At 68.0% G+C, this 19,921-nt stretch carries 20 protein-coding genes; 8 read left to right on the top strand and 12 right to left on the bottom strand.

Translation table 11 applies throughout. The features are described from left to right. Positions 1-5 precede the first annotated feature (5 nt). Positions 6-944 carry a branched-chain amino acid ABC transporter permease gene (locus EPO41_RS06015; protein ID WP_296321837.1) on the top strand — a complete coding sequence of 313 codons (939 nt, stop codon included), beginning with the start codon at positions 6-8 and terminating at the stop codon, positions 942-944. Here EPO41_RS06015 and EPO41_RS06020 read toward each other — a convergent pair. The 3 genes from EPO41_RS06020 to EPO41_RS06030 form a co-directional block, all read right to left on the bottom strand. Continuing rightward, positions 931-1,722 carry an enoyl-CoA hydratase gene (locus EPO41_RS06020; protein ID WP_296321840.1) on the bottom strand — a complete coding sequence of 264 codons (792 nt, stop codon included), beginning with the start codon at positions 1,720-1,722 and terminating at the stop codon, positions 931-933. The two genes, EPO41_RS06015 and EPO41_RS06020, sit on opposite strands and share 14 nt — an antisense overlap. 109 nt (positions 1,723-1,831) lie before the next feature. Then, the gene (locus EPO41_RS06025) at positions 1,832-2,539 is read right to left on the bottom strand and encodes an SDR family oxidoreductase (protein ID WP_296321843.1); all 708 of its coding nucleotides are present in this window, start codon (positions 2,537-2,539) and stop codon (positions 1,832-1,834) included. Between the two features lie 81 nt (positions 2,540-2,620). After that, complete coding sequence (locus EPO41_RS06030; protein WP_296321845.1) at positions 2,621-3,202, bottom strand: TetR/AcrR family transcriptional regulator; 582 nt, start codon at positions 3,200-3,202, stop codon at positions 2,621-2,623. Positions 3,203-3,319: 117 nt separating this feature from the next. Between EPO41_RS06030 and EPO41_RS06035 the strand changes: the two genes are divergently transcribed. Then, positions 3,320-4,327 carry an NADPH:quinone oxidoreductase family protein gene (locus tag EPO41_RS06035; protein ID WP_296321847.1) on the top strand — a complete coding sequence of 336 codons (1,008 nt, stop codon included), beginning with the start codon at positions 3,320-3,322 and terminating at the stop codon, positions 4,325-4,327. Positions 4,328-4,348: 21 nt separating this feature from the next. On the opposite strand, the gene EPO41_RS06040 is transcribed toward EPO41_RS06035, so the two are convergent. Next, positions 4,349-5,179 carry an enoyl-CoA hydratase-related protein gene (locus tag EPO41_RS06040; RefSeq protein WP_296321850.1) on the bottom strand — a complete coding sequence of 277 codons (831 nt, stop codon included), beginning with the start codon at positions 5,177-5,179 and terminating at the stop codon, positions 4,349-4,351. A gap of 54 nt (positions 5,180-5,233) precedes the next feature. On the opposite strand from EPO41_RS06040, the gene EPO41_RS06045 reads away from it, so the two are divergent. After that, positions 5,234-6,277: a GntG family PLP-dependent aldolase gene (locus tag EPO41_RS06045; RefSeq protein ID WP_296321854.1), complete on the top strand. Its 1,044-nt coding sequence runs from the start codon at positions 5,234-5,236 to the stop codon at positions 6,275-6,277. 138 nt (positions 6,278-6,415) lie between these two features. On the opposite strand, the gene EPO41_RS06050 is transcribed toward EPO41_RS06045, so the two are convergent. Continuing rightward, positions 6,416-8,509 carry a hypothetical protein gene (locus tag EPO41_RS06050; protein WP_296321857.1) on the bottom strand — a complete coding sequence of 698 codons (2,094 nt, stop codon included), beginning with the start codon at positions 8,507-8,509 and terminating at the stop codon, positions 6,416-6,418. A 127-nt stretch (positions 8,510-8,636) separates the two neighbouring features. On the opposite strand from EPO41_RS06050, the gene EPO41_RS06055 reads away from it, so the two are divergent. Then, the gene (locus EPO41_RS06055) at positions 8,637-10,922 is read left to right on the top strand and encodes a xanthine dehydrogenase family protein molybdopterin-binding subunit (protein WP_296321860.1); all 2,286 of its coding nucleotides are present in this window, start codon (positions 8,637-8,639) and stop codon (positions 10,920-10,922) included. Here the strand turns inward: EPO41_RS06055 and EPO41_RS06060 are convergent, their stop codons facing one another. Genes EPO41_RS06060 through EPO41_RS06070 form a run of 3 tightly spaced genes read right to left on the bottom strand, consistent with a single transcriptional unit; the run spans position 10,923 to position 12,586 of the window. Further along, complete coding sequence (locus EPO41_RS06060; RefSeq protein WP_296321863.1) at positions 10,923-11,714, bottom strand: sulfite exporter TauE/SafE family protein; 792 nt, start codon at positions 11,712-11,714, stop codon at positions 10,923-10,925. Further along, positions 11,714-12,241: a rhodanese-like domain-containing protein gene (locus EPO41_RS06065; protein ID WP_296321866.1), complete on the bottom strand. Its 528-nt coding sequence runs from the start codon at positions 12,239-12,241 to the stop codon at positions 11,714-11,716. The genes EPO41_RS06060 and EPO41_RS06065 overlap by 1 nt, the downstream gene beginning before the upstream one ends. A gap of 27 nt (positions 12,242-12,268) precedes the next feature. After that, entirely contained in the window at positions 12,269-12,586 is a 318-nt protein-coding gene (locus EPO41_RS06070) for a metalloregulator ArsR/SmtB family transcription factor (protein WP_296321868.1), read from the bottom strand. Positions 12,587-12,647: 61 nt separating this feature from the next. On the opposite strand from EPO41_RS06070, the gene EPO41_RS06075 reads away from it, so the two are divergent. The 3 genes from EPO41_RS06075 to EPO41_RS06085 are packed head-to-tail and all read left to right on the top strand — an operon-like array spanning position 12,648 to position 15,186. After that, on the top strand, positions 12,648-13,517 hold the full coding sequence (locus tag EPO41_RS06075; RefSeq protein WP_296321872.1) for an MBL fold metallo-hydrolase: 870 nt from the start codon (positions 12,648-12,650) through the stop codon (positions 13,515-13,517). 56 nt (positions 13,518-13,573) lie between these two features. Beyond that, positions 13,574-14,542 (top strand): tripartite tricarboxylate transporter substrate binding protein, encoded by a 969-nt coding sequence (locus tag EPO41_RS06080; RefSeq protein WP_296321875.1) that lies wholly within the window; start codon positions 13,574-13,576, stop codon positions 14,540-14,542. Between the two features lie 59 nt (positions 14,543-14,601). After that, entirely contained in the window at positions 14,602-15,186 is a 585-nt protein-coding gene (locus EPO41_RS06085; RefSeq protein ID WP_296321878.1) for an NAD(P)H-dependent oxidoreductase, read from the top strand. 191 nt (positions 15,187-15,377) lie between these two features. Here the strand turns inward: EPO41_RS06085 and EPO41_RS06090 are convergent, their stop codons facing one another. From EPO41_RS06090 to EPO41_RS06100, 3 genes are read right to left on the bottom strand one after another with little or no spacing between them, the layout of a single operon-like run. Continuing rightward, entirely contained in the window at positions 15,378-15,707 is a 330-nt protein-coding gene (locus EPO41_RS06090; protein ID WP_296321881.1) for a chaperone modulator CbpM, read from the bottom strand. Then, complete coding sequence (locus EPO41_RS06095) at positions 15,704-16,636, bottom strand: J domain-containing protein (protein WP_296321884.1); 933 nt, start codon at positions 16,634-16,636, stop codon at positions 15,704-15,706. Before EPO41_RS06095 ends, EPO41_RS06090 begins: the two co-directional genes overlap by 4 nt. A gap of 54 nt (positions 16,637-16,690) precedes the next feature. Continuing rightward, positions 16,691-17,899: an acyl-CoA dehydrogenase family protein gene (locus EPO41_RS06100; protein WP_296321887.1), complete on the bottom strand. Its 1,209-nt coding sequence runs from the start codon at positions 17,897-17,899 to the stop codon at positions 16,691-16,693. 130 nt (positions 17,900-18,029) lie between these two features. Between EPO41_RS06100 and EPO41_RS06105 the strand changes: the two genes are divergently transcribed. Next, on the top strand, positions 18,030-18,941 hold the full coding sequence (locus tag EPO41_RS06105) for a DUF1194 domain-containing protein (RefSeq protein ID WP_296321890.1): 912 nt from the start codon (positions 18,030-18,032) through the stop codon (positions 18,939-18,941). 43 nt (positions 18,942-18,984) lie between these two features. On the opposite strand, the gene EPO41_RS06110 is transcribed toward EPO41_RS06105, so the two are convergent. Beyond that, a complete protein-coding gene (locus tag EPO41_RS06110; protein WP_296321893.1) occupies positions 18,985-19,881 on the bottom strand; it encodes a LysR family transcriptional regulator in 897 nt (298 codons plus the stop codon). Positions 19,882-19,921 lie beyond the last annotated feature (40 nt).

Here is a 19,921-nt window from a genome sequence, read left to right on the forward strand (position 1 = left end):
ACGCCATGCGGACCGTATGGACCATGGGCTTCGTGGCGGCGGCCGCCCTCTCATTCTGCTTCCCGGATTTCATCGTCTTCCGTTTCACGCAGGCCGCGATCTGGTCGATCGCGCTGATGGGCCTGGTGATCCTCTGCGGCATCAGCGGACAGTTCTCCCTCGCGCAGGCGGCCTTGTTCGGCATCGGCGGCTATGGCGCGGCGATCCTCGGCGCCCACACGTCGCTCCCGAGCTATGCCGGTCTCTTGCTTGCGCCGCTCCTGGGCTTTGCTGCGGGCTACGGCGTGGGCCGGATCGCCGGCCCGCACAGCCTCTGGACGCAGGCGCTCGTCACCTACGCCGTCGTCATCGCCTTTCCGCAGCTGCTGCGCTGGCGGCCCATCGAGCATTGGACGGGCGGCGTCCAGGGCCTCTATCTCGACTTCCCGACGCCGCCAACCGATCTGCTCAGCAACGATCGCTGGGCCTTCCTGATGGCGCTCGCGCTCCTGGCCGCCGGTATCTGGCTCGCGCACAATCTGATCGACAGCCGGGCTGGCCGCGCGCTGAAGGCGGCACGCGATCACGATTTCGCGGCGACCGCCCAGGGCATCCGCGCGCCGCAAGCGCGCGCCGCGGCCTCCGGCATCGCCGGCGCCTATCTCGCCGTCGCCGGCTGCCTCTCGGCTTGGCAATTCGGATTCGTGGGACCGGGCAGCTACAATTTCGCGCTGTCGGTCCAGATGCTGTTCGGGCTGGTGATCGGGGGCATGCACTCGGCCGGCGGCGCGATCCTGGGCGGGCTCTTCCTGCAGTTCTTCCCCGACGTGACGGCGGGGTTGGGCAAGGGCTACTCCGCCCTGCTCTACGGCGTGCTGCTGATCGCCGCCATGGTGGCGATGCCGGACGGCGTGGCGGGCGCGCTGGCCCGCCTCGCCGCCTGGCTGAAGCTCAGAGGCCCTTGAAATTCGGAGCACGCTTCTCGACGAAGGCGCGCGCCGCTTCCTTGTGGTCCTCGGTCTCGCCGGTGCGGATCATGCGCGCGGCCTCGCTGTCGAGCGCCTCGGAGAGCGTGCCCTCTTCCGCGATCTTCATGTTCTTCTTCACGTGCCACCAGGCAACGCGCGGGCCGGCGGCCAGCTTCCTGGCGAAGGCCATCGTCTCGGCGTCGAGATTGGCGTCGTCGACCACGCGGTTGGCGAGGCCGAGCTTCTCGATCTGCTCGGCGTTCAGGATCTCGGCGGTGAAGTAGAGCTCACGCGCCTTGGCCGTGCCCACCAGCTTGTGCAGGAAGAAGTGCGAGCCGAAGTCGCCCGAGAAGCCGACCTTGGCGAAGGCCGTCGTCATGCGCGCGCTCTTGCCGGCGAAGCGCATGTCGGCGGCGAGCGCCAGCGACAGGCCGGCGCCGGCGGCGACGCCGTTCACCATGGCGATCGTCGGCTTGCCCATCTCGTGCAGCAGCTCGGAGACCTTCATGCGCTCGCGGATATCGTGGACCTTGTCCTCGTAGGTCTTGTCCTGGTCGCGGCCGGCGGCCATCGACTTCACGTCGCCGCCGGCGCAGAAGGCCTTGTCGCCCGCGCCCCGAACGACAACGCAGCCGATGGCGCGGGTCCCCGCCGCTTCCTCGAGCGAGTCGCTGAGCGCCTGCATCATGTCGCGGCTCAGCGCATTCATGGCGTCGGGACGGTTCAGGACGATCTTCATGACGCCGTCTTCGACGGTCTTGATCAGGTGGGACATCGATTCCTCCGGGATTGCGATTGGCGGGTTGCGGCGAATGTTTCCCAAACCAATGACTCACGCAACGACATTCCGTCTTGCTGAGCGGAACAATGCCGGAGGCCGGTGCTCAGGCGGCGGGCGGTGTCAGATAGACACCGGGCTCGGCCGACAGGTTCTGCTTGATGTGACGGCTGACCTGGTCGGCCAGGATCTCGGACTTGCCGGCCTCCAGCGCCTCCAGCGTCTGCCGCACCACGTCCTCGGGCTTCGACTTGGGCGCCGTCACGTGCCGCACCATGTCGGTATCCATGAAGCCGACATGCAGGGCGAGGACCTGCGTGCCCTGGTCGCGCAGCTCGTGGCGCAGCCCGTTGCTGAACGACCAGGCCGCCGCCTTGGAGGCGGAGTAGGTCGAGGACGACGGAAATGCGACCCAGCTCAGCACCGACAGCACGTTCACGATCGCGCCGCCGCCGTTGCGGGCGAGGATGGGCGCGAAGGCGCGGCTGACGTTCACCGGTCCGAAGAAATTCGTCTCGAACTCGGCACGCACCGCCTCGACGCCGTTCTCGCCGAGAAAGCCCGAGCCGCGGCTGATACCGGCATTGTTGATCACCAGGGTGACATCGCCGAGGTCGCGCGCCGCGGCCGCCACCTCCTCGGGCTTCGTGACATCGAGCCGGACCGGCTGCACGCCCGCCTGCTTGATCGCTGCAGGATCGCGCGCCGCCGCATAGACCTTGCGCGCGCCACCGGCGAGCAGGCCCTGGGTGAAGGCAAGGCCGAGGCCGCGATTGGCGCCGGTCACGAGGGCAACTGAGTTCTGGATTTTCACGACACGTCTCCAATGGGTCAAGATGACCGGTCGTCTTAAACTGGACATGCCGACGTGATTCTTCGAGCGAGTTTTCCTGTGTCAGATGAGAATTTTGTTGAAGGTGACGGCCATGAAGGCGTCGAGCGGCGCCGCGCTCTTTTCGACCCTCGAGCGCAGGACCGCGCCCTCCCACGCGTTGAGCAGGAAGGAAGCCAGCGTGGCAGCCGGGATCTCCCTGCCCACGTCGCCGGCCTTCTGCGCCTCGGCGATGACCTGCGCGATGTCCCTGGTCCAGTTGTTCAGGGCTCCGCCCAGCGCCGCCCGGATATCGGCGCTCTGCCCTGCCAGTTCGGCGCTGAAATTGCCGAGCAGGCAGCCGCGACTGAAACCGGTGGCCGGCCCGAGCTGGTTCAGCGCTTTGAAATGGGCCTTCAACCTAGCCAGTGGCGCGCCCGTTCCACCGACCAGCACCTGCCGGCGTTCGGCTCCCGCGGCGGCGTAGCGCTCGACCACCTCGACGCCCAACGCCTCCTTGCTCTCGAAGTGATTGTAGAAGGATCCCTTGGGGACCTTGGCGGCATCGGTGATGTCCTGGACGCCGGTGGCGTTGAAGCCGTTCTTGTGCAGGGCCTCGAACGCGGCGGTCAGCAGCCTTTCGCGGACGTTGGTCTTCTGTGTCATGACATTCGATATGACCGGTCGCCTTGCCTTTTCAAGAGCCGCGGCGCGCCGGCGGGCTTTTGCGAACGACGATCGCAGACCGTAAGGTCGCGCCATGGAATTGAGCCGAGGAGAAACATGCGCGCGATGATCTGCCGCCAGTGGGGCGGCCCCGAAGACCTGCGATTGGAGGAGGTCGCGTCGTCGCCGCTGAAGACAGGCCAGGTGCGCATCCGCATCCGCGCGGCGGGCGTCAGCTTCGCCACGACCCTGGTCATCGCGGGCAAGTACCAACGCCGCCCGCCCTTCCCCTTCGCGCCCGGCACCGAGGCGTCCGGCATCGTCACCGAGGTCGATCCGGCCTGCACGAGGGTCAGGGTCGGCGACGAGGTCGTGGCCGTGCTCGACTGGGGCGGGCTCGCCGAGGAAGTCGTGGCCCACGAGGTCAATGTCTTCCCCAAGCCGCGCAACGTTGGGTTCGTCGAGGCGATCCAGCTCGCCATCTCCTATCCGACCTCGGCCGGCGCGCTCACCTGGCCCGAGGCGCTCGACGTGCAGGCCGGACACACGCTGCTGGTCCATGCGGCGGCCGGCGGCGTCGGCATGGCGGCGGTCGAGATCGGCAAGATCCTCGGCGCGACCGTGATCGCCACCGCGGGCGGCGCACGCAAGACGGAATTCGCCAGGGCGCACGGCGCGGACCACGTCATCGACTACAACGCGACGGATTTCCGTGAGGAAGTGCTGAAGCTCACGGGCGGCCGCGGCGTCGACCGGGTCTACGATCCCGTCGGCGGCGACGTGTTCACCCAGTCGCTGCGCTGCATGGCCGTGGGCGGGCGCATCTGTCCCATCGGCTTCGCCAGCGGCACCATTCCCCAGATCCCGGCCAACATCCTGCTGGTGAAGACCCTCGCCGTGATGGGCTTCAACTACGGCTACTATGTCGGCTGGAGCCCGCACGATGCGCGCTTCGAGGAGGCGAAGCGCACCTTCGCCCTGGCGGAGCGGATCCGCGGCTGGTGCGAACAGGGTCTCTGCCGCCCGCACGTCGACCGGACCTTCACGCTCCCCGACGCCGCGCAGGCGATGCGCGCGCTCCTCGAGCGCAGCGTCACCGGCCGCGTGGCCATCGTGATGGACTGACCCTGCGTCAGGCGCAGGCCGTTACCGGCCGGTGAAGTTCGGCTCACGCTTTTCCAGGAAGGCCCTGATGCCCTCCTTCATGTCGTCCGTCTGCATCAGTGGCAGGAGCTGCAGGAAGACGTGATGGACGTGCTCGTTGAAGGGTTCGTTCCACGCCATGCGCATCATGCGCTTGGCGGCCTGGATGGCGAGCGGCGCATTGGCGGCGATCTCCAGCGCGAGTTCGCGGGCGGCGCCCATGACTTCGGCATCCGCCACGACCTTATTCACCAGGCCGATCTCGAGCGATTGAGCGGCGTTCAGCGTCCGGCCGGTGAAGATCAGCTCGGCGGCCTTGGCCCAGCCCAGCATGCGCGGCAGATACCAGGTGCCGCCCGATTCCGGCAGGACGCCGCGCTTGGCATAGGAAGCGGCGAGCTTGGCGGATTGCGCCATCACGCGGATGTCGGCGCCCAACGCGAGGTCGAGCCCGTAGCCGGCCGCCGACCCGTTGAGGGCGCAGATCACCGGCTTGTCCATCGCGTGCAGCACGGGCGGCGGCGTGTTGCGCAGGTCGATGTTGGTCGGCGTGGCGCCCGAGCCGACGCTCAGATTGTCGGTGCCCTTGTTCTGCGCCTCGAGATTGAGCCCGGCGCAGAAGGCGCGGCCCGTGCCCGTCAGGATCACCACGCGGACGGCACGATCCTCGTTCGCCTTCACCAGCGCATCGGTGAGCTGCTTCAGCATGGGACCAGAGATCGTGTTCATGCGCTGCGGCGCGTTGAGCGTGATCGTCGCGATCGTGCCGTCGATGGCGTAGAGCAGCTCCTCCGGCATGACCGAAGCTGTGGGTGCGGCCGCAAATTGGCTCATGTTTCCTCCTCCTGGCGATTGCCGGTATGGTGGCGCAGGAGATCAGAACACGCCATGCAAAACCGTTTCATCGACCTTTACAGCGACACCAAGACCAAGCCCTCCCCCGGCATGCGGAAGGCGATGGCCGACGCCGAGGTCGGCGACGAGCAGAAGATGGAAGACCCCACCGTCAACCGCCTGCGCGACAAGGTATGCGAGCTTCTCGGCAAGGAAGATGCGGTGTTCCTGCCGAGCGGCACCATGGGCAACCAGATCGCCATCCGCGTGCATTGCCGGCTGGGCGACGAGGTGATCGCCGACCGGACGGCCCACATCATCAATGCCGAGTCGGGCGGCACCGCCGCCAATGCCGGTGTCATGATCCGCATGCTCGACGGTCCCTACGGTGTCTTCACCGGCGAGCAGGTCAAGGAAGCCATCCGCGATCCGAACAGCCGCAACGCTCCGCGCTCGCGCCTCGTGTCGATCGAGAACACGTCGAACGGCGGCTGCGGCACCGTGTGGCCGCTCGCCACCATGCAGGGTGTGACCAAGGTCGCGCGCGATGCCGGCCTCAGCCTGCACATGGACGGTGCGCGGCTCTGCAATGCGGCCGTGAAGTCGGGCACCAAGGCGAGCGATTATGCCGCCTGCGTCGACTCGCTGTGGCTCGACTATACAAAGGGTTTGGGCGCGCCGGTCGGCGCCAGCCTCGCGGGCTCGAAGGAGTTCATCCACGAGGCCTGGCGCCAGAAGCAGATGCTGGGCGGCTCGATGCGCCAGTCCGGCATCATCGCCGCCGCCGCGCTCTATGCCCTCGAACACAACTGGGACCGCCTCGCCGAGGATCACGACAATGCCCGTCACCTCTCGGAAGGCATCGCCAACATCAAGGGCCTGAAGATCGACGTGCCGCGCATGGAGACCAACCTGGTCTTCTTCGAGGTCACCAAGCCCGGCTGGACGCCGGCCCGGCTGGTCGAGGCCTGCAGGGAGCGCGGCGTCGGCATGGGCACCGCCGCCGGCAACCGCATCCGCGCCGTCACCCATCTCGACGTCAACCGCGCCGACATTGACAGCGCCCTGAAGGTGATCAGCGACGCGCTGGCGGCTTAAATAACTTACCTCCCCATTCAAATGGGGAGGTGCCCGCGTCTTCGCGGGCGGAGGGGTCAGAGGGTTGGCAATATCAGCATGACCCCATCGCCCCGTAGGACGGGGCACTTCCCCATCTGAATGGGGAAGAAAATCGGATCACGGCACCGCGTGGCCGCGGCGGACCCACTCCTGGACCAGGAAACGGACGTCGAAGATCGGCTTGCTGTCGTAGCCCTTGCCGACCCAGCAGAACTGGCGCTGCTCGAGGCTGCGGCCCTCGACCAGGCGCAGGCCGGCCTCGAGATCGCCGCGCCGCGCCAGGGCGACGGCCTGCAGGCCCTGCAGCGTATCGCGCAGGCAGGCGGCGTCCTTCGCGGGCAACTGCGCCAGCTCGCGCGGTAGCCGGCGCGCCGCCGCTTCGATCTCGTCCGATGCGCCGTCCCAGGCGAGCGCATCGGCCACTTCGACGAGGCGGCGGCTGGCTTCCTGGGCGTCGCCGCCCGGGCGCAGCCCCACGAGCGTCTCGACGTCGCTCCGGTCACCCAGCTCGCGCAGCAGCATGACGCCCACGAAGATGTCGGAGACTCCGAAGGCGCCGGCGCTGCCGGCCACGAATTCCCGCAGCAGCACCTTCGCCGTGTCGACCCGCCCCTGCAGCAGCAGGAGCCGCAGCGCAGGAAGGTCCTTGCCCGGAAAAACGTACAGATAGGCATCGAGCGCGGCCGCGGCGCGGTCGGTCAGGCCGGCATTCTGCTGCGCCTCGATGATATGGAGGACGGGACCGGCGTCGAGGTCGACCGCGGCCGGTTCCGCTTCCATGAGTGCCCGGGCATCGACCGCATTCCCGTCGAGCACGAGGCCGATCAACTGGAGTTGTGCCCGCAGCCTGGGATTGATCCGGTCCAGGGTCTCGCGGTCCGCCCCGGTAAGCCCGGCCAATCGCCGCGCCAGTGGTGAGCGCGGATAGATCGCCAGGAAGGACGCGGCCCAATCGACGCCCAGCGCCTTGGCCGCCGCGTCGTCGATCGGGGCGCCGGCCGCAACGCGCGCGAGGATCAGGGACTGCCGCGCCCTGTGCCAGGCGAGCGCCGGCGCATTGTTGCGGCGCGCGAGATCGGTCTGGGCATCGGCCGCGAGAATCGCGGCATTGGTGAGATCGATGCCGTTTTCGCGCGCGCTCCTGTCGAAGATGGCGATCAGCTGCTCGATCAGTTCGACGGCAGCAGGCCCCGCCGTCGCCCCGGCCACCGAGTCCGCAAGCGCAACGAGATAGGGCTGCCCGAGCGGCGTGCCGCCGGGTTGCGCGGTCAGCTTGAAGGCCGACTGCCAGTAGACGCTACGCGCCTGCCAGCGCCGCGCGAAGCCGCGATCCAGCGTCCAGTCGCAGTCGCCATAGTCTACCGACACGCGGCGGTCGGGTGACAGTTGCCGCGGCTCGACCGCCTCGACGACCTTGCGCACGAGGCGCTCGACCTCGGCACTATCGCCGCGGCGACCGGCGACGACGGCGAGGCGAGTCAGGATCTCCGGACCGGCCGGCGCCCGGCGCGTGTTCTGGGTCATGCTGCCGGCCGCGCGCTGCTCGGCCTCTGCCGGGACCCCGAGATCGGCGAGCCTCAGCCCCATCGCCGCATTGAGTTCGGGCGCGATCAGGCGCGTTGCCACCTGCCGCGCGAGCGACCGGTGGCCGCGCTGGCACAGCCAGTCGATGGCGACGCTGCGATTGACGATTCCCGCCACCTCGCCGACACCCGGCTGCATCGACTGGAAGAACCAGCTCATGGCCCCGGCGTCGTTGGCGCGTGCGAGCTGCCAGAAGTATTGCTGGTTCACGCCCTCGCCGGACGACAGGCCGGAATACTGCCGGTCGAGCAGGAAGATGCGCTGCAGGTCGTCGCGCTCCTCGGCCAGGGCCCTGGCTGCGCTCAAGCCGACTTCGATGACTTCGCGATCGGTCGACGCGGATTTCTCCGCCAGCGCCTCGTCGATCACCCTCAGCCGGTCGGCGGCCTCGTACGGGCGGTGGGTCGACGGCAGGGACAGCAGCGCCAGATAGGCTTCGACCTGCATCCGCCGCTTCAGGTCGGCATTGGTCTCAGCCTGCGCCCTGGCGAGATGCGCCTCGACCAGCTCGATCGCGCGGGCGAGCGTCGTGCGATCGACAGGAGATTGCGCCTGGCCGAGGGAAGCGAAGCAGTGCACCCCCAGGGCCGCAGCCAAGGCAGACTTGATCCAAACCCGAATTTTCATCGTCGCTGCTGGTCGCCGGAACCGGTGTATGATGATCGCTAACGAACGACTGAGTGCATTTGGTGGCAAAGATTACAACAGACCGGCCGGTTCAGCGCCCCACCCCATCCCGGATCGACGGGATCCGATGAACGTCCCCCTCCAGTTCGGTCGTTCGATCACGCGCCGTGAAGACCAGCGATTCCTGACCGGTCGCGGGCGCTATGCCGACAATACCGCGCCGGCCGAAGCACTCTCCGTGCTGTTCGTGCGCTCGCCGCATGCACATGCGCGGATCGTGAGCATCGACACGGAAGCCGCCCGCGCCTCGTCCGGCGTCCGGGCGATCTACACGGCACAGGACCTCGTGGCCGACAGGATCGGCCACCTGCCGGCGATCAGCGAGATCAAGGACGAGGCCGGGAATCGCCATCGCGAGCCGGAGCATCTGCCGATGCCGGTCGGCAAGGTGCGCCATGTCGGCGACATCGTGGCGATGATCGTGGCCGGCACGATCGACCAGGCGCGCGATGCCGCCGAGTTGCTGCAGGTCGACTACGAGGAGCTGCCCGCCGTGGTGACGGCGGCGCAGGCGCTGGCCCCCGATGCGCCGCTGGTGCACGACGACGTGCCCGGCAACCTGATGTGCCACTGGGCCAAGGGTGACCGCGCCGCGACCGACGCCGCCTTCGAGCGCGCCGCGCATGTCACGACGCTCTCGATCCGCTCGCCGCGCCAGATCGTGCACTACATGGAGACGCGGGCCGCCTGGTCGACCTACGACGCCGGCGACGACCTCGTCACGGTCACCTTCTCCTCGCAGGGCGTGCAGATCCCGCACCGGCTGATGTGCGAGCGCGTGCTCGGCATTCCGAAGGAAAAACTGCGGCTGGTTACCGAGGATGTCGGCGGCGGCTTCGGGCCGAAATATCCCATTTCCGTCGAATCGACCCTGATCGCCTGGGCAACGCGCAAGCTCGGCCGCGGCCTGCGCTGGACCTGCGAGCGCGGCGAGCTCGCGCTGGCCGACAGCCATGCCCGCGACCTGGTCGCCACGGCGAGCCTCGCGCTCGACGCCGAGGGCCGTTTCCTCGGCCTGCGCGTGAAGGCGGAAGCCAATTACGGCGCCTATGTCTCGATGTTCGCGCCCAGCATCCCGACGACCGGCCTCGCCAAGGTGATCTCGGGCCTCTACCGCATCCCCGCGATCCGGGTCGACTTCGACTGCGTCTTCACCAACACCGTGCCGGTCGACGCCATCCGCGGCGCCGGCAAGCCCGAGGCGCTGTTCCTGCTGGAACGGCTGGTCGACCTCGCCGCGCACGAAACCGGCCGCACGCCGGTCGAACTGCGGCGTCTCAACCTGCTGCGCGCCGACGAAATGCCTTATCGTGCGGCGAGCGGTTACACCTACGATGCCGCCGATTGCACGCGGCTGTTCGAGACCGCGCTCTCCGCCGCCGACGAAGCGGGCTTCGATGCGCGCCGCGTGGCGAGCGAGGCCGCGGGCAGGCTGCGCGGCCTTGGCCTGTCCTGCCACCTGCATGGCACCGGCGGCATCGCCGACGAGCACGTCGTGGTGAATGCCGAGGCCGGCCGCCTGGTCGCGCGGCTCGGCACGCAGAGCCAGGGCCAGGGCCACGAGACGGTGTTCGCGCAGATCCTGGCGGCCGCGCTCGGCGTCCCTGTCGAGCGCATCGAGATCAAGCAAGGGGATACACACAGCATCCCGCGCGGCGGCGGCACCGGAGGCTCCTCCTCCACGATCATCAGCGGCACGACGTTGAAGCGCGCCGCCGATGTGCTGATCGAGCGTGGCCGCGATCTCGCCGCCGAGCGGCTGGAGACATCGCCCGCCGACATCGCCTATCGCGATGGCGCCTTCGAAGTCGTGGGCACCGACCGGCGGGTCGGCCTGTTCGAGTTGGCGGCCTGGAAGCCGTTCGACGGCGATGCGGTGTTCGCCGACAAGGTCGAGTCCTTCCCGACCGGGGTCATGGTCTGCGAAGTCGAAGTCGATCCCGAGACCGGCGAGACGCGCGTCGAGCGCTTCCTCGCGGTCGCCGATTGCGGCCCGGTGGTGAACCCTCGCCTGCTGGCCGGCCAGATGCACGGCGGCATCGTGCACGGTCTCGGCAACGCGCTGATGGAAGAAGCGATCTACGATCAGGAAACCGGCCAGCTCCTGTCCGGCACCCTGATGGACTATGCCCTGCCGCGCGCCGACAACCTGCCGCCGCTCCATGTCGAGACGATGGTCACGTCCTCGCCCAACAACTCCCTGGGCTTCAAGGGTGTCGGCGAACTGCCGACCAATGGCGCCCCGGCGGCGCTGGCCAATGCCGTGCTCGACGCGCTGCGCCCGTTGGGCGTGCTCCACATCGACATGCCATTGACCGCCGCCAAGGTCTGGGCCGCCCTGCAGAAGCGTTGATCAGGCCTGCAGCAGGTCGAACAGGCCGCGACCGCCCACGTAGAGTCCGGCCGCGATCACGAAGAGGGCGAAGATCCTCGTCAGCGCCCCCTTGCGCTTCGCCAGCACGGCGTTGGCCTTCGTGCCGGCCAGCGCACCGGCGATACCGCCCGCGATCAGAAGGGCCGCCACCTGCCAATCCACCAACCCGGACCAGGCATAGCTGCCGGCCGCCGTGATGCCGAAGGCGGTCACCGCGACCAGCGACGCACTGGCCGCCTCCTCGAGCTTCATGTCGGCGGCGAGGATCAGGCCCGGCACGATCAGGAAGCCTCCGCCGATGCCGAAGAAGCCCGACAGGAGACCGACGCCCGCGCCCAGCACAATGAGACGCGGCAGGAGCTGCCGCGCGTTCTCGCGCGTCAGCCAGGCCGACTGGCTGCCGCCCTTGTCCTTGGGACGCAGCATCATCAGGCCGACGACGATCATCAGGATACCGAACAGCGCGACGAGCTTCTGCCCGTCCATCGCCTTGCCGAGCGCGGCGCCGGCGAAGGCGCCGCCGACACCCGCAAGGCTGAACACGATGGCGCAGGGCCAGCGGATCGGCGCCTTGCGTGCATGCATCGCCAGGCCCGCCGCGGCGTTGACGGCCACGGCGAACGCGGCAGTGCCGATCGCGATGTGCGCCGACGGCATGCCCACGGCATAGAGCAGCAGCGGCACGGCGAGGATCGAGCCGCCGCCCCCGATGAGTCCGAGGACGAGGCCGACCACCCCGCCCGAGGCGAGCGCGGCGACCGGGGCGAACATCAGGCCAGCGCCTTCCGCACGGTCCGGTTCCACGGCATCAGGGCCAGCAGCTTGGCCATGCCGCACCAGCCCGTGCTGCCGGCAAAGACCAGACCGGCACCCACGAAGGCCGAGACGGCGAGGAACGCCGGCGCCACCCACAGGCTGAGGACGACACCCAGCACGACCAGGCTGCCGGCCACGATCTGGACCTGCCGCATGATCTCGATCGGCTGCTTCCTGTCGATTGCCACCGGCAGGCCGGCGCGCTTCCAGGCCTCGAGTCCGCCTTCGAGGAGATAGGCCTCACACCCCGCCGCCTCGCCCAGGCGGGCGGCGTTGGCGCCGGTGCGCGCGCCGGAGCGGCAATGGAAGATGACGGCCTTCGCGCCGGGCGCCTGCACGCTCCGCAGCGTCGAGAGAGGTGCGTGCTGCGTGCCCGGGATGTGCTCGCGCGCCCTTTCGTCGGCTTCGCGCACGTCGACCAGGACGGCGCCTTCGGCGATGAGTTGCCGCGCCCTGGCGGCATCGATGATTGGCAGAGACATATGACTGGGTCCTTTCCGCGCGGCCGTTCAGTCCGCGCAATAGAGTCGATGAAGCGTCGAAAGCAGCGTCTCGATCCGCGGGTCGCCGATCCGGTACCAGACGGTCTGTGCCTCGCGCCGGAAGGCGACGATTCCCTCCTCCCGCATGCGGGCGAGATGCTGGGACAGCGCCGACTGCGACAGGCCGACTTCTGCCGCCAGCGTTCCGACCGTCGCCTCTCCCACCTCCACGAGCTTGCAGAGGATGAGCAGGCGGCGGTCGTTGGCGAGCGCCGAGAGCGTGGCGGCCACTTCGCCGGCTTTCGCCTGAAGTGCCTTGGGATCGATGGTTTGCTTCGTCTTCATATTAGGTCTTGCTAAATTAGTTATATCTAATATATCTGTCAATCAGGAAACGGAGGAATTCATGACCCAGCCCCTCATCGACGCCTTCTTCGACGAGGCGACCTATACGGTGACCTATCTGGTGACCGATCCCGAGACGCGCCGCGCCGCGATCGTCGACCCGGTGCTCGACTACGACCACAAATCCGGAAAGGCCTCGACCCGGTCCGCGGAGCGCGTCCTCGCCAAGGCCGCGGAACGGCAGGCCTCGATCGACTGGATCCTGGAGACGCATGCCCATGCCGATCATCTGACGGCGGCCCCGCTGCTGAAGGCACGGACGGGCGCCAAGGTCGTCATCGGCGAGCACATCCGCGACGTGCAGAAGATCTTCAAGAAGGTCTTCAACGCGGCGGATGTCAGCGAGAACGGAAGTGAGTTCGACCGGCTGGTCAAGGACGGCGATGTCCTCACGCTCGGCAACCTGCGCATCGAGGTGCTGCACCTGCCCGGCCACACGCCGGCGGACGTCGCCTACCGGATCGGCGATGCCGTGTTCGTGGGCGACACGATCTTCATGCCCGACTACGGCACGGCCCGCGCCGACTTTCCGGGCGGCGATGCGCCTACGCTCTACCGCTCGATCCGGCGTCTCCTGTCCCTGCCGCCAGAGACGCGCCTGTTCATGTGCCACGACTACAAGGCGCCCGGCCGCGACCGCTATGCCTGGGAGACGACCGTCGCCGAGGAGCGGGCGCGCAATGTCCATGTGCATGACGGCGTGGCCGAAGCCGAGTTCGTCGCAATGCGCACGAAGCGCGATGCCACGCTGGCCGCCCCCGTTCTGCTCCTGCCCTCGGTACAGGTGAACATCCGGGCCGGTCATCTGCCGCCGCCGGACGACAATGGTCGGAGCTACCTCAAGATACCCGTCACGCTCGTGGCGGCATGACGATTGGCAGGGCGTTTCCCTCCCGCTAGGCTCCGCGCCCAAGGGAGAAGAAACGCATGTCCAAGAAATCCGTCGTCGCGCTCGCGGGCGCGCTGATCCTGTTTGCCTCGTCGGCCTTTGCCCAGGCGGCATGGCCCAACAAGCCCATCAGGCTGGTCGCACCCTATCCGCCGGGCGGCCAGACCGACGTCGTGTCCCGCTACTTCGCCGAGAAGCTGTCGGGCGTGCTGGGCCAGCAGGTCATCGTCGACAACAAGCCCGGCGCCAATGGCATGGTCGGCATGGAGATCGTCAAGAACCTGCCGGGCGACGGCTACACGTTCGTCTACGTGAACTCGTCGATGATGTGCATCAATCCCTACGTCTACAAGAAGATCCCCTATGACGGCTTCAAGGACTTCATGCCGGTGACGCAGCACGGGCTGGCGCCGCTCGCGATGGTCGTGCCGCCCTCGCTGGGCATCAAGTCGGTGAAGGAATTCGTCGCCTGGGCCAGGGAACGCAAGGGCAAGGTGAACTTCGCCTCGTTCGGCAACGGCTCCTCCTCGCACATCTGGGGCGAGATGTTGAACCAGGCCGAGAAGCTCGACATGACACACGTGCCCTACAAGGGCGCCGGGCCGGCCGTCCAGGACGTTATTGCCGGCCACATCCCGATGACCATCCAGGACCTCGCTGCCACCGGCGGGGCGATCAACGGGGGCAAGCTGACGCCGCTCGCCGTCACTTCCGCCCAGCGCTGGCCGCGGCTGCCCAACGTGCCGACCTTCGAGGAGGCCGGCTACAAGATCAACCTGACCGGCTGGAACGGCATCATGGCGCCAGCCGGCACGCCCAAGGAGATCGTAGAACGCATGAGCGCGGAGATCCGCAAGCTGGTGCAGACGCCGGAAGGCAAGGAGAAGCTGCTCGACATGGGCCTGATCGCAACTGGCACGACGCCGGCGGAGATGACCGAGATCATGAAGACCGGCTGCGCCGCCTGGGGCGACGCCGTGAAGCGCGCCGGCGTCGAACCCGAATGACCGGTCTGGCCTGATCCACATCAAGGACCGGGAGGCCTCCCCATGCGAGCGTTGCGCCCATGGGGAAGCGCATCCTGATCCTGAACGGCCATCCCGACGCCACCCGCAAGGGCCTGTGCGGTGCTTTGGCCGACGCCTATGCCCAAGGGGCCGCCCCCGGCGGCCATACGGTCGAAAGACTCGATATCGGGGCGCTGCAGTTCGACCTGCTGCGCTCCCAGAGCGAATTCGAGAACGGCACCGCGCCGCCCGACATCGCAGCGGCGCAGGAGGAGATCCGCCGCGCCGAACACCTGGTGGTCGTGTTCCCGCTGTGGCTGGGTGACATGCCGGCCCTGCTCAAGGGCTTCTTCGAACAGACCCTGCGGCCGGGCTTCGCCTTCGCCTATCGCCCCAACGGCTTCCCGGAGAAGCATCTCGGCGGGCGCAGCGCCCGGATCATCGTCACGATGGGCATGCCGGCCCTCTTGTACCGCTGGTACTACCGCGCGCACGCGGTGAAGAACCTGAAGCGCAATATCCTGGGCTTCGTGGGCTACGCGCCGGTCCGCGACACGATCGTAGGCGGCATCGCGACGGCCAGTCAGGCCGCCATGGCCCGCCACTTCGACACGATGCGCGCCCTCGGCCGCGCCGCGCGCTGAACTAGAGTCTTTCCGTCTCGGCTTGACCCATTCCCCTCATCCTGAGGAGCGCCGCGAAGCAGCGCGTCTCGAAGGATGGGCAACAGACGCGGTGCTCGTGCCCATGCTTCGAGACGCGCTCCGGCGGAGCGCTCCTCAGCATGAGGTTGGTGTTTGGATGAGCGACTGATTCAATCCCGCCCGGAAACACTCTACCGCCGGGACAGGCGGTCCAGCGCCACCGCGATCGCCTCGCGCGTCGACGCGGGCTGCTCGGCGATGGCGTGGCCCAGCAGGTCGAGCTGGCGGCGCAACGTGTGCACCTGGTCGACCAGGTCGACCACCGTCTCGACCGATTCGTCGTCGAAGCCCAGCTCGTCGACCAGCTCGCCCAGCAGGCGGGCGCGTGCCACATCGATCTGCTCGAAGCGCCAGCCATCCCCTGTGCCCGAGGGACGCAACAGCCCGCGCGCGACCCAGCGCTCGACGTGGACCTCGGTCAGCCGCCCGTGCTGGCGCAACAGCTCGTCCAGCGTCGTCATATGAACTGCTCCATCTCCTTGCGCGGATCGTAGGCGCGACCCGCCTCCCAGTTCGCGAGGAACTCCTTCAGCTTGTCGTCCGGCACCTCGGGCAGCACGACCTTCAGCTTCACATACTGGTCACCGCGCTGGCCCGACTTGCGGTCGAGCAGGCCGCGACCCTTGAGCCGCAGCGAGGTGCCGGTGTTGGAGCCGGCCGGGACGTTCAGCATCACCGCACCGCCCACCGTCGGCACCTTCACCTTGCCGCCGAGCGTCGCTTCCGTGACGGTCACCGGCAGGTCGACATGGATGTCGTTGTCGCGCGGCTGGAAGAAGGCGTGCGGCTCGACGTGGATCTCGACATAGGCGTCGCCGGGCGGACGGCCCTTCGTGCCCGGCATGCCCTGGCCCTTGAGACGCAAGGTCTGACCATCGCTCGTGCCCTCGGGCACGTCGATGTCGAGCGTCTTGCCGTCGGGCAGCGTGACCCTCTGCTTGCCGCCGCGCGCCGCCACCAGGAACGGCACGCGCAGACTGTAGGTGACGGGCATGCCGCCCATGTCGAAGTCGTCGCCGCCGAAGCCGGGGCCACCGCCCCGACGCTGGCCGAACATTTCGGAGAAGATGCCGCCCATGTCGACGAACGATTCGTGGCCACCGGCGTGTTCGTACTTGCCGCCGCGGCCGCCTGCCTGGTCGCGATAGAAGCCGCGTGGCGGCATTTCCTGACCGGTGCCGTCGATCTCGCCCGCGTCGAAGCGCCGGCGCTTCTCCGGATCGGAGAGAATGTCGTTGGCCTGGCCGATCTCCTTGAACTTGGCTTCCGCCGCCTTGTCGCCGGGATTGAGGTCGGGATGATGTTTCTTGGCGAGCTTGCGGAACGCCTTCCGGATGTCGTCCTCGGAAGCGGTCCTCGGCACGCCCAGGACGGAATAAGGATCTGTCATGGCCCTACAGATGTGACGTGTATTGTAAGCTTACAAGAGCTTTATGACAGGCTCTCACAGGCCCAGCACCGCCTTGGCGATGATGTTGCGCTGGATCTCGTTGGAACCGGCATAGATCGTCGACGCCCGGTTGTTGAGGTACAGCGGCATGGCGCTGATTCCCCACTCGGGCGTCACGGTCGGTTCGTTGTGGCCGAGTTCGCGCGCCTCCGGTTCGAACGGCGCGGCATACCAGGCCAGCGCCTCGACTCCGAGATGGTCGAGTTTCTGCAGCGTCTCGCTGCCCCTGATCTTCATCGATGAGGAGACGGCCCCGGGATTGCGCCCGCGGCTGAGGTCGGACAGGACCTGCATCTCGATCATCTCCAGCGCCTGGATGTCCATCTCCGCCTCCGCCAGCCGCTCGACGAAGCCGCGCTCGGCGATCAGCCGGCCCGACCCGTCGGCCGCCTCCTCCCGCGCGATGCGCTTCACGTCGTCGAGACGGGCGTAGAGGTTCGGCGTGTAGGCGTCGCCGCCGCGCTCGAATTCGAGCAGGTACTTGGCGACCGTCCAGCCGGCATTCTCGGGCCCGATGCGGTTGGCAACCGGCGTGCGGACATTGTCGAGGAACACCTGGTTGACCTCGTGGTCGCCGGCCAGGGTCAGGATCGGTGCGACCGCGAGGCCCGGCGTCGTCATCGAATCGATCAGCACGAAGGAGATGCCGTCCTGCGGCTTGCCCTCGGTCGAGGTTCGCACCAGGCAGAACATGTGGTCGGCGACATGGGCGCCGGTCGTCCAGATCTTGGTGCCGTTGATCACATAGTCGTCGCCGTCCCGCTCGGCGCGGGTCTTGAGGCTGGCGAGGTCGGACCCCGAACCCGGTTCGGAATAGCCCTGGCAGAAGGTGATGTCGCCGGCCACGATGCGCGGCAGGTATTTGGCCTTCTGCTCCGGCGTGCCGAACTTCATGATCACCGGCCCGACCATGCGCAGTCCCATCGAGAAAATCCGGGGCGCGTCGGCGGCGATGCATTCGCGGCTGAAGATGTAGCGCTGGGTCGCGCTCCAGCCGGTGCCGCCATGTTCCCGGGGCCAGCTCGGCGCCGACCAGCCGCGACGGGCCAGAATCTTGTGCCATCGCATACCGGCCGCAAAATCGGCGAACACGCCGGCCGTCTTGCGCCCCGCCTCCCGCAGGTCCTCGGTCAGGTTTTCGTCGAGGAAGCGCCGAACCTCGGTGCGGAAATCCTCGTCTTCCCTGCTGAGCGCCAGATCCATGCTTCCTCCCCTTCGTCTTTCCGCAAAGGCTAGCGACCCCCGCCACCGTTCGTCCAGTGGCGGGCTGACACCGGCGCGGGCGGGGCGGTATGGTTCTTGCCTCTGGAGCGTAACGAACGCGGAGGTCGCCGTGGCCCGACTGGTTGGTCTGATCGCCCTTCTCTTCCTGGCGCTTCCGGCGACGGCCCAGGAGCGCAAGGAAGTCGACCTTGCACTGGTGCTGGCGATCGACATCTCGGGCAGCATCGACCCCGACGAGGCCAGGCTGCAGCGCCAGGGCTATGTCGACGCCTTCAACGACCCCGTCATCGTCAGGGCGATCCTGGGCGGCAATCATGGCCGCATCGCCGTCGCCTATTTCGAATGGTCCGACTCCTGGATCCAGAAGCTGCTGATCGACTGGACGCTGCTCGATTCGGAGGCCGCCATCGCGGACTTCCGGCAGCGTCTGGCCGACGCCCCCATCTCGATCTCGCGCCGCACCTCGATCAGCGGCGCGATCCGCTATGCCATCCCGATGTACGGCCGCAGTCCCTACGAACCCGACCGCAAGGTGCTCGACATATCGGGCGACGGATCGAACAACGACGGCGGCCTGGTCACCGAGATCCGGCACGACGCGCTGAAGGAGCGGATCGTCATCAACGGCCTGCCGATCATGAACGGACGGCCCAACCCCTTCGGTTTTCCGGCCGAGGACGACCTCGACAAGTACTACCTGCACTGCGTTACCGGCGGGCCGCGCTCCTTCGTCGAGGTCGCGCGCAGCTTCGAGGATTTCCCCCGCGCCGTCCGCAAGAAGCTCCTGCAGGAGGTGGCCGATATCGGCCCGCTGAACGACTTCGACATCGGCGAACTCGGCGCGCCGCGCGACGGGCTGCAGCTCGCGCAATCGGGAAGCGGCGGCAGCGGCCGCCGTGTGGTCAAGGCCGACGACGACTACACCCGCTTCGTGCGGCCGGAGTATGAGCTGGGCTGCGACGTGGGCGAACGCCGCTCCCGCGATTTCTGGCAGCGCCGCTTCGGCGTCACGCCCGACTGAGGTCGCCTGCCTCCGGCCGGAGCGGCGCGAGCGCATCGATGCGTCAATCCGGCCGAAGGATAGGCAGCGCCGACAGTTTCCTGGCCGCGAACTCGAGGAACGCGTCGATCTTCGGTGCGCGATGGGAGCGGCCCTTGGTGAGGAGTTGGACCGGAAGCGGCGGCGGCTCGAAGCTGCGCAACAGGCGCACGAGACGTCCGGCGGCGAGATCCTCGGCGACCTGATAGGAGAGGAACTGGGCGATGCCGCGGCCCTCGCGCGCGAGACGCAGGCGGGTCTCGATATCGTCGACGCGCAGCCGGCCCGCGAGATGGGTGGGCGCGCCGCGACGGCGGCCGCCGAAGGTCCATTCCATCGCCCCGCGGAACGTGCCCAGCACCGCCTCGTGCCGCGCGAGATCCGCCGGTTCCTTCGGCGTGCCATGCCTGGCGAGATAGGCAGGACTGGCCACCCACCGTCGCCGCACATGCCCGACCGGCCGGGCCACGAGACTGGAATCGGCGAGGGCGCCGATGCGGACCGCCACGTCGATCCCTTCCTCGATGAGGTCGACGTTGCGATCGTTCAGCATGAGCTCGATCTCGACGCCGGCATGACTGTCGAGGAAGCGCGTCGCAAGCGGCGCGACATGGCGCCGGCCGAACTGCACCGGCGCGGCGATGCGCAGCAGCCCGCGCACCGGCGCCTCGCGGGCCCCCGTCGCCGCCGCCTCATAGTCCGCAACGACGGCCCGCGCCCGTTCATAGAGTGCACGGCCTGCTTCCGTCGGTGCGAGCCGACGCGTCGTGCGATCGACAAGGCGCACGCCGATGCGATCCTCGAGCGCCGCCAGGGCGCGCGTCACCGCCGGGGCCGAACGGCGCAAGCGCTGCGCCGCGCGCACCAGGCTCCCCTCCTCCACGATACGCACGAAGATCTCGAACTCGTCCAGCCGGTCCATCTCATTATTCCATTCATTGCAATTGTAAGTTTATCATTCA

This window comes from Reyranella sp. (assembly GCF_004297265.1).
In the GTDB taxonomy this organism is placed as follows: Bacteria; Pseudomonadota; Alphaproteobacteria; order Reyranellales; family Reyranellaceae; genus Reyranella.